We start from the raw sequence: 9,965 nt of genomic DNA on the forward strand, positions 1-9,965 counted from the left end.
ATATAAATAGGGTATGGGGAACAGCACTTGCAGTGCTGTTCTCTGTTTCCGTTTTCGCCCGGATTCCTTTTACGAAGGTGGAAACGAAAAATATGATGCGTAAGGTGGCGGATTGGCAGATAGCTCATCCCAATACCGGTCATGAACATGATGATGTGTCATGGACTCATGCTGTTCTTTATGCGGGAATGGTGGATTGGGCTGAACTGAGTGAAAAGGAAGACAATTATGATTTCTATTATCAGTGGTTGCTGCGCATTGGTAACCGTAATCATTACCAGTTGGGACAATGGATGTATCATGCTGATTTTATTGCAGTGGCACAGGTGTACATCGATTTATATAAGAAATATGGTAAGGAAAGAATGATGTGGCACACGTTGGCCCGTACCGATTGGGTGATTAATCATCCGGCGAAGGGAAATTTGGAACTGGATTATGGCCGTATCGAGACACTTGACCGCTGGTCATGGTGTGATGCTTTGTTTATGGCTCCTCCGGTGTATGCCAAGCTTTATACGATGACCGGTGATAAGAAATATATTGATTTTCTAAATCGTGAGTATAAAGCTACTTACGATTTTCTGTTCGATAAGGAAGAAAATCTCTTCTATCGTGATTCTCGTTATTTTAATAAGAAAGAAGCCAACGGCAAGAAGGTGTTTTGGGGTCGTGGCAATGGTTGGGTATTGGGCGGACTGAGTGAAATCTTGCAAGCTTTGCCTGAAAAGGATAAGAACCGCCGGTTCTATGAGGAATTGTTTGTAACTTTGTCTACACGTGTAGCTGAATTGCAGAGTAAGGATGGTTACTGGCATGCCAGTTTGCTCGACCCCGGGTCGTACCCGTCTCCCGAGACCAGTGCTACCGGCTTTATTGTTTATGCACTGGCTTATGGCATAAACGAGGGCTTGTTGGATAAGGATAAGTTTACTCCCGTTGTGGTGAAAGGCTGGCAGGCGATGCTTGATGCTGTTTCGGCAGAAGGTAAGTTGGGCTATGTGCAACCCATCGGAGCCGATCCGCGTAAAGTCACCCGTGACATGACAGAAGTGTATGGTGTAGGTGCTTTTCTGCTGGCCGGAAATCAAATTTATAAAATGGCGCAATAAATAAAGTCTTAAAGTTTAAAAGAATATTTAGTATAGATGAAGAAGTTAGTAAGTCTGTTGTTGGCCGGTTTGTTTGTTGCAGGAAATGCCATCGCTCGCGATGTCACCTCTTTCAATACCGGTTGGCAGTTTAAAAAAGGCCCTTTTTCTACCGATGCAATGAAGGCGGCTGCCCAATGGAACGGTAAATGGGAAGCAGTGGAAATACCGCATACATGGAATGCCAAGGATATGCAGGTGCAGTATAATAATTTCTACGAAGGAGCGGGATACTACAAGAAAAACTTTTTCTGTCCCGAGGAGTTGAAAGACAAGCGTGTGTTTTTGCGTTTTGAAGGGGTAGGTGCTTGTGCGGAAGTATATGTAAACGGGAAGGTGACGGGAACACATAAGGGGGGATATTCTGCTTTTATGGTTGAAATCGGTACGTCATTGAAACCGGGTGCGGATAATGAAATTGTGGTAAAGGCTGACAATAAGTCTCGTCCCGATGTTATTCCGGTGAACCATGTCTTGTTTGGTGTTTATGGGGGTATCTATCGTCCGGTGTGGTTGGTTGTGACCGAAAAGACTAGCATCGCTGTTAACGATTGTGCTTCCGCGGGTGTTTATATCACTCAGAAGAATGTATCGAAACGTTCGGCCGATATTGCCGTAAAAGTCAAATTGGATAACGCCGCGTTGCAGCCTGTTCCTGTGATTCTTGAAAATACGATTTACACGCAGGAAGGAAAGAAGGTTGCTTCTCAAAAACAGAATATCGAATTGACACCTCAAGGTACACAGGCTTATGTCTCAAACTTTAAAATGAGCAATCCGCATTTGTGGCAGGGACGGGAAGACCCTTATCTTTATAAGGTGGTTTCACGCCTGATGCAGGATGGAAAGGTGATTGATGAAGTGATTCAGCCTTTGGGGGTGCGCAAGTATGAGATTGTTGCCGGCAAAGGTTTCTATCTGAACGGAGAGAAATATCCTATGTATGGAGTTTGTCGCCATCAGGACTGGTGGGGACTGGGAAGTGCGCTGAAGAATGAAAACCATGACTTTGATTTGGCGCAGATAATGGACGTGGGGGCTACCACTGTCCGTTTTGCCCATTATCAACAGTCAGATTATTTATATTCCCGCTGCGATTCTTTGGGACTGATTATCTGGGCTGAAATTCCTTTTGTGAACCGTGTCACCGGTTATGAGGCAGAGAATGCGCAAAGTCAGCTTCGCGAATTGATTCGTCAGAATTTCAATCATCCTTCTATCTATGTATGGGGGTTGCACAATGAGGTGTATCATCCTCACGAATATACATCGCAGTTGACTGCCGCTCTTCATGATTTGGCCAAGACGGAAGATCCCGACCGCTATACGGTTTCGGTGAATGGTTACGGGCACATGGAACATCCGGTGAATTTGAATGCTGATATTCAGGGTATGAATCGGTACTTTGGATGGTATGAAAAGAAAATTCAGGATATTGATGCATGGGTGGAAGGCCTGGAAGAGAAATATCCGTACGAGAAACTGATGCTGAGCGAATATGGCGCTGATGCCAATATCTATCACCAGACTGAATATCTGGGACAATCTCTCAACTGGACCAAGCCTTATTATCCTGAGACTTTCCAAACGAAGACGCATGAATATCAATGGAGTGTGATAGCTAAGCATCCTTATATCATTGCTTCTTATTTATGGAATACTTTTGATTTTGCTACGCCGATGGCTAACCGTGGTGGCATCCCTGGACGTAACATGAAAGGACTGATGACTTTCGACCGTAAAACCAAGAAGGATTCTTATTTTTGGTATAAGGCAAATTGGAGTAAAGAGCCTGTTTTGCATTTGACTCAGCGACGCAATGTGGAGCGTGAAAAGAAGGAGACTTCAGTAACGGTATATTCCAATATCGGTATGCCGAGGGTATATCTGAATGGACAGGAACTGCAAGGTATTCGTAAAGGTTATACTGATGTGCATTATGTTTTTGACCATGTTACTTTGTCTGACGGCAAAAATATGCTGAAGGCTGTTGTGTCTCGCGATGGAAAAGAGTATACGGATGAAATAGAATGGAACTATTCAGGCGAGAAGAACAGAGGGACGGAAGTCTACGAAAACAAAAACGAGCATTTCGGGTTGTAGAATAAATGTTGTCTAAACTGCTTTCACACAAAACAAAAGATAACCTGCTGATCGTCAGTTGCGTTTTGTGAAAGATGAGCGCGTTATGTGTGAAAGCGGATTTCACAAACTTCGGTTAGGTATTCAGAATGATTGTACTTCCTACTTGTACAATCTCTTTTCCCTTCCCCCAAAAAGACCTTGGAGTTTTCGGAAAACTTCAAGGTCTTTTTTGAATACTTCATGGTCTTTTTTTAAAACTTCACGGTCTTTTATTGGGTAGCTGTTTATTTGAATCGTGACGTATCTACCACTTCATGTTTCTTTTTCTTGTACCCTCCGAATATATAGTTGAAGGTCAGCATAATATGACGTGAATAGCTGTTGTTGTGCATATCCATATATTGTCCTCGGTTTCGCAAAGTGATATCTATATTCCCTTGCATTGAATTGAATATATCATTAGCTTTTAATATTAGGCCGGCTTTCTGATTGGCAAAATTCCAACGTAGTCCGGCATTGACGGCCCATACACTATTCAGTGTATAGCTTCCCTGAATGGAGGGACTCAGATACAGACCGGTCAGTTCCATACGGATGTCGGGATGATTGGAAAGGATGATATTGTTTTGCAACATTCCTAGGGCGGTCCATTTGTTATGATTAAAAGAAATGTCGAAGAAGTTGTCGCATTTAGTCTGATGGTAGATGGCCTGCATAGTGGCACGACTCTCCAGCCGGCTGCCTATTTTGAACGGAAGGATGGTTGTTGTCGAGAAACTTTGTTGATAATCCCAATTCAGCATTTTATAAATCAGAGTAAGTCGTTCGGTGCTCTGGTAGGCCAACTGCTCGAATCTGTGAGGTTCATAGTCGTAGGCTATACTGAAAATATATTTATTCTTCAAGATATAATTCAGGTTGAGCGAATAATCAGTGGATGGTTTTAGCATCGGATTGCCTTGAACTTCTTCGTAGCCGCTGATATAGCCGGTGCTTTCACTTAAATCCCAGTAACCGGGATAAGTCTTGTCCGAAGTAAACGAGAGTTGCAGGATATGTGAGGGGCCTGCTACATAAGTCATTGTTGCTGCCGGATGAATAGACCAGGCATGATAATTGCCCATCTTATAGTATTCTCCGGTTACGGAGGCATTGAATGAAAGCCGTTCTCCTATACTTTTGCCGAATCCCGCGTATAGGTCACAGGTGTATTCTTCGTAATGGCTGTCTGTATTCAGTTGGCTCATGTCAGTGGTGCCGACAGCGTGATAAAACTGCGTATTGTGATCGTTGGCATAAGTCAATGAAGCTCCGTAGCTCAGTGTACCGATATTTTTCATGTTATGTTCTCGGTCTATGTATACTTTCCAGCGGTCTATGTTCTGACCACTTGTAGTCTGGAAACGGTTGACACTTTCCTCTCTGTCTTTATTGGTAAAATCCTGATTGCTTTCTGATCGGTAAGAAGTATAGTTCACTCCGGCTTTCAGTCCAATGGGTGACATATAGTCCAATGCCAGGTTATGCATTCGTTTGTCTGCCGTAGTGCGATTGTCAGATGTGGCAAAGTTTCCGTCGGAGGCCGCATGGCTTCTTCTGTCGGGAGTAAAGGCACTGGTATAGGCCAGACTAATGTTATTTCCTTTATTTGTTTTGTATTCAGTCCCTACGCGAATATTATGGGTCATTTCATTATTGTCAATGACTCCCTGCTGGTGTATATCATATATCTTATCGTTTAGGGTATGGCGGGAATATGTATTCGTCTGTTGTCTGTGCCGGCGGTATTGAGTGTTGTACAGAAGGTCGATATTCCATTTCGGGTGGGTATATAACAGGCTGAGGCCACCCTGTGCACCGTTCTTGTAGTCATGCAAGTATCCGGCTTTTACTTCTCCCTGCAGTCCGCCCTCTCCGGCACGGTAGCCTTTCAGAGTCAGGTTGATGGCTGCTCCTCTGACATGGTATTGAGGAGGAGCACTATACATTACTTCAGCTTTCTCCACACGTGAGGCTGGCGTGTTTTTCAATAGGTTGACCAGTTGTTCATTGTTCATCGTAGTCGGTTTGCCGTTTAGGATAATGCTGAGTTCCGTTGCACCTGCCAGTGAAAGATTGCCATTGATTTCCTGTATACCGGGAAGCTGTTGCAGACTTTCGTAAGCATTGCTCACGACTTTATGTTCGGCTAGCCATGACAAATCATAAGAGAGTTTTCCTTCTTCTACCTTCACAAGTGGCTGTTTCCCTTTTATTACCACCTCATCCAGTGTGTAATTTTTGCCTGACAGAATAATTGTACCTGCGTCACTACCCGTTCCTTCTTGTTGGCAGGTTGTGTATAAAATATGTTGGAATATCAATCGATATCGAACCGGTTGTCGGTTGAACTGAAAATATCCGGTACTGTCTGTGATGAGTGCATCTATAAAGGTGGAGTCGATATTTTGCAGTATCACTGTGGCGCCATCAATGGCATGCGCATCAGTGTCCGTCACCTTCCCGCTGACGGTCTGTGCTGTGGCACTTTGCGCGGCACAGATTAGAAATAATACGATACCGATAATAATTTGCTTTTTCATATCTGTTTGTTTTTAATATTTTCTTTAACTTTGACGGAGTAAAAGTAGAGATACTTTTCTTTATATGTGGTTAATGGCAGGTTAACATTAGGTTAATATATTGTAGTCCTTTATGTTTTACTTAATTATCTGATTTACTTTATTTTACCATTTAAAAGATAGGATAATATAAATAATAGAACATACAATTTACATACAAATGGTGTATCTAAAAGAAAATAGGAATAAATATTTGCATTATAAAAGTGGATGTTTAGTAAATGCTCCTAAAAAATAAGATAACATATAAAGATACAAAAAAGCCAACTAATTTACAATACTTTAAGTATTAATTAGTTGGCTTTTTATACTATTTACCGAATATCTATAAAAACGAAACAAAATAAGGTGTTATTCTCTTTTACCTTCCAATATATTTTCTTTTCCGTCTGACAAACTTTAATCATTAGAAAAATCTAGTGTCTTATATGTTCATACTCTCCGTCTTGCTGGATAATTGTACAGGTCTGCATCACATTTCCTTTCGTGTCTTTCAGGTATAGGTGGGCAGTGCGGTCCGTACTGGTAGTGTTTTCGGCTATTGGGATGCTTATCTTCCATTGGTATACAGTGACGTGGTTGCCGCTGTATTGCTCGTTTTTTTCTCCCTGTTCGATTTTTTCCACCGTCATCCAGTTACAGTCGGTCGATATAATTGGTTGGTGATTGGCATAGATAATGAATACTGCTTCAGGATGCCTACCGGATGACATAGAGTGACCGTAGCCATCCGCATCGTTCCAGCCTCCCGAATTTCCGTTGAGTTCCATCCTCAAGTAGTCGTAATAAAACACCTCGTCTGGGTCGTTGTGGCTGTAGACGATTTCATGGCAGGCTATGTAGAAATTGCGCTCCATAAAGCGCGACTTGCACTCGTAGGTGTATTGAATGCCCATCCCGTGTCCGGAGGATTCAGGCACTTCTTTCACGAACACGTTCCATATATTTTCCGGCAGGTGGGCTAGGAAATCAATTCTCTTGCCGTCTATCACGAGAAACTGATCGTAGAAACGTGCTTTGAGTGTCAATCTTGCCACCCAGCCTTCTGCCGATGATTCTACCAATTTTCTCTTTTGGTGAGTAGTGTCTATAAAGTACCATCCGGTGGGCAGAGATGTCTTTTCCCATTGGTCTTGAATGGCCTTGGCCTCTGGGTTATTGACGTTATCATCGTATAGTTTACTGACAACATAGTTCTCCCACTCTCCCGGGGCTGAACCAGTATAGCCATCATCGAACTCTTCTCCCCAGTGCAACGTGGAGACATCCGGTATGGTAGTAGTATGGTAAAATACCCAAAGGCTGTCGTTCACGTTTTGCGTATATTCGTCCCAAAAGATATTTCCCCAATCCGCTTTGCCCGGATAGAGGTCTACCGGATCAATAAATGCAGATGATTCCACTGTATGTCCTAAATCCACAAATCTGTCTGTATAGACTTTCCCATTGGTATAATGTCTTTCCCGTTCCACATAGGCATAGTAAAGTAATGGCAGATTGTCATGTGCTTCCTCCCATATATATCCCGTGCGGTAAATTACCGTATCAAGTACCGGAACGTAGGCGGTCTGCCTTACCAGTATGTCTTGCGATATTCCCGTGTCCTTTCCTTTGATGGTGATGGTTGCCTCCCGTCCGACTGAGTCGCTCTCATTGGGGGAGATGTCAAAAAACAAGTCCTTTTCCACCAGTCCGCGGGTACGCCCTTGCACCTGCTTTATCCAGTCGGCGGAAACCGTCACCTCCAAATCAAGATTGGTCTGCACCTTGAAATCCAGCGCACCGCCTACGGCATCCACTTCGTATTCATTCTTCGCCACCACAATCGCACCCTTATAGGCCTGATACACCTTCACTGTGTCTGCCAGTGTAGCGTCCGTCTTTCCACGGAATACAACTTCCGTCTGCCTCGGGTCATAACTGCTGTTGGCCGCAATGGTAAGCATATGGCTGTGGGTGGTGACGGCACGTGTGTTTCCTCCGTCCGTTATCCAGTCTACGCTGTCGGGTATCAGCACTTCGTATTCCATGGTGCTCGTGATGTCAAGCGTGACGGTCTGTTCTTCCGAACCTGCCACAATCTCCCTTTGCTCAAGCGTGATGAAGTTGGAATAGTCCTGCGTGACGGTAACCGTTTCCGTTTGGCTGCCGCTTCTGATGGTTACTTCGGCGGTTCTTGTCTCTCCGGTGGCGTTCGGTTCTGCGGTGATGGTTATTGTCGCATCCCCTGCAGCACCGCTTGTCGGATGCACTTTCAGCCATGAGGCGGAACGGGCTGCTGTCGTTTCCGTAACGGACACGCTCCATGCCTGAGGAGCGTTGAAAGAAAAAGTGGTGCTGCCTCCGTCTTTTTGTAACGTAGGCTGTGTGTCCTCGGTGGAAGGAATAGTGATGGGCATGTCGGATTCCTTGTCATCGCTACATCCCTGCCCGAACAGCAGGTATGCGACAAGCCCGGAACAGATGAATAATTTTGATTTTAAATTTCCCATATCCTTTTATTTTAAGTTAGTTATATCGTGAATATACACTATCGCTGATGTATTTTCGGCACAGACTCGGGCCCAGTCGGTTGATGACTGTGCGGTATTCCTCTTTCTTGTACATATCATCAAAGAAACCGCATTCTTTCAGCCAGTCTATATATTCTTGCCCTCTGTTTGAATGTTCCATGTGGAAGAATATTATCTGGTTAATTAGATAGGAAAATAACTGGCTGTCGTTCATGCTACACTGTATGATTTTAGTATACTCCATTTTTTTACTTTTACATAAATCTTTCTGTAGTAGGATGGTCTGCATTTCATGATAAAGGTACTTGAAGCATCTGTTAAAGTTCTCGAAGTCTTTTATCTGTCTTTGAAACCTTTGCCATATATGTTCATTAAGACGGCACGGAGATATAGGATGCATGCTGCTGAACCGCCCTGTATTATGGTCAAAGAAATGGAAGAAATTCGTGAACACATCTTCATCCTTTTTTATGTCTGACAACCATGCTTCAAAGCGGTTATTTACCCGTGTCTTGCTCAGGTTGTTGCCGAACAGGGAGAGCTGATTGCTCATGAGTTGTGCGAATAGTGAATCAAAAGATGTAATTCTTTTTAGTTCATGAGATTGCCGATAGGCTTTATATGCCATACGGAATGCTTTCCAGGTGGCAAGAGCTGTTATGGCAGTGGCAAAAGTATTGATAATGCTAATGATATCAATCGTTGGCATATGGAACTTCGTTTAATAAAATGACAAAGGTTGAATATAAAGGCAAGTGAAACGGGTCGTTTCCTTTAGGAAATAGTCGGACAAAGAAGCCGGATGCCGCAAGATATACATACTGTGAGTCCTCCATGCTCTTCCCAGTCCCTTGGAAGATTTCTATTTAAACGTGAAGCGTGGAACTGCATGCCACGTCTTAAATTGGAGGTCCTGAGAAAACCTTTGATGACAGATATGGTTATAGCAGCCCACGCTATATGCGTGAGAACCACTATGCCGTTCTTGTCATCTTTGAAAATTTCTCAGGTTTTCACTCGCAAGAGTTCAGCATAACGCTTCTTCAAATTCTAAAATGTCTTGAAGGGAGTTTCCTCTCTTCAAATGCAAAAATATGAAAAATGTAGGAAGCGCAATAATATTTCCTGCATTTTTTATGTTGGCACATAAGTATTTATAGTCATTACAGTTTGAATCCCTTGTTTTTCCGTTGCGGTTGCTGTATCGTTGGCCGTATCCGTCGGAGCAGCCTCTCGAACTGCTCCCTGAACCAGTCGAGGATATTCTTCCCGTTGATGCGCAGGACAAAGCGTTTCCCTCTCTCTCCCTGCTCTATTCCCATCTGCGCAGTGGCACCTGTCACGGAGAGGGCTCTCTTGTGTTCCTCGGAGTAAAGGTTCCCGCTGTACTCCAACGGCTGGAACGTGAAAAGCCGGTCCGTCTGCTCGGGCGTGAAGCCTGCCGAACGGCAGTACCTCTCCATGCGCATCGCGTCGGCGAAAAGAGGAAACCAGCCGCACGCACGCTCCGTCCATTTTTGCAGATATGCAGTCCGCTCCTTTTCCCTTTCCAGTTTTTGGATGTAGTCGGTCTGCACCGTGGCAAGTTCCCTGCC

5 protein-coding genes and 1 pseudogene are annotated in these 9,965 nt (G+C 43.9%); 2 read left to right on the plus strand and 4 right to left on the minus strand.

Annotated features, from left to right (window positions below; genetic code table 11):
• Positions 1-2 precede the first annotated feature (2 nt).
• Together QYT14_RS12940 and QYT14_RS12945 are read left to right on the plus strand one after the other, a co-directional pair.
• A complete protein-coding gene (locus tag QYT14_RS12940; RefSeq protein ID WP_288325639.1) occupies positions 3-1,112 on the plus strand; it encodes a glycoside hydrolase family 88 protein in 1,110 nt (369 codons plus the stop codon).
• Positions 1,113-1,148: 36 nt separating this feature from the next.
• Positions 1,149-3,254 carry a glycoside hydrolase family 2 TIM barrel-domain containing protein gene (locus QYT14_RS12945; protein WP_288325602.1) on the plus strand — a complete coding sequence of 702 codons (2,106 nt, stop codon included), beginning with the start codon at positions 1,149-1,151 and terminating at the stop codon, positions 3,252-3,254.
• 266 nt (positions 3,255-3,520) lie between these two features.
• Here QYT14_RS12945 and QYT14_RS12950 read toward each other — a convergent pair whose 3' ends face one another.
• The 4 genes and pseudogenes from QYT14_RS12950 to QYT14_RS12965 form a co-directional block, all read right to left on the minus strand.
• Positions 3,521-5,818, minus strand: coding sequence for an outer membrane beta-barrel family protein (locus QYT14_RS12950; protein WP_288325601.1), 2,298 nt, complete (start codon positions 5,816-5,818; stop codon positions 3,521-3,523).
• Positions 5,819-6,273: 455 nt separating this feature from the next.
• Complete coding sequence (locus QYT14_RS12955) at positions 6,274-8,349, minus strand: BACON domain-containing protein (protein WP_186909352.1); 2,076 nt, start codon at positions 8,347-8,349, stop codon at positions 6,274-6,276.
• A 16-nt stretch (positions 8,350-8,365) separates the two neighbouring features.
• Positions 8,366-9,079 (minus strand): hypothetical protein, encoded by a 714-nt coding sequence (locus QYT14_RS12960; RefSeq protein ID WP_186909353.1) that lies wholly within the window; start codon positions 9,077-9,079, stop codon positions 8,366-8,368.
• A gap of 454 nt (positions 9,080-9,533) precedes the next feature.
• Positions 9,534-9,965 (minus strand): annotated as a pseudogene (locus QYT14_RS12965) (mobilization protein); the annotation flags it as partial.

The organism is uncultured Phocaeicola sp. (assembly GCF_948499155.1).
GTDB classification, from domain to species: domain Bacteria; phylum Bacteroidota; class Bacteroidia; order Bacteroidales; family Bacteroidaceae; genus Phocaeicola; species Phocaeicola faecalis.

Bases quoted from the DNA above. Each gene is read 5' to 3' on its own strand.
- QYT14_RS12955 (WP_186909352.1), bottom strand. From the start codon at position 8,349: ATGGGAAATTTAAAATCAAAATTATTCATCTGTTCCGGGCTTGTCGCA.
- QYT14_RS12945 (WP_288325602.1), top strand. From the start codon at position 1,149: ATGAAGAAGTTAGTAAGTCTGTTGTTGGCCGGTTTGTTTGTTGCAGGA.
- QYT14_RS12960 (WP_186909353.1), bottom strand. From the start codon at position 9,079: ATGCCAACGATTGATATCATTAGCATTATCAATACTTTTGCCACTGCC.
- QYT14_RS12950 (WP_288325601.1), bottom strand. From the start codon at position 5,818: ATGAAAAAGCAAATTATTATCGGTATCGTATTATTTCTAATCTGTGCC.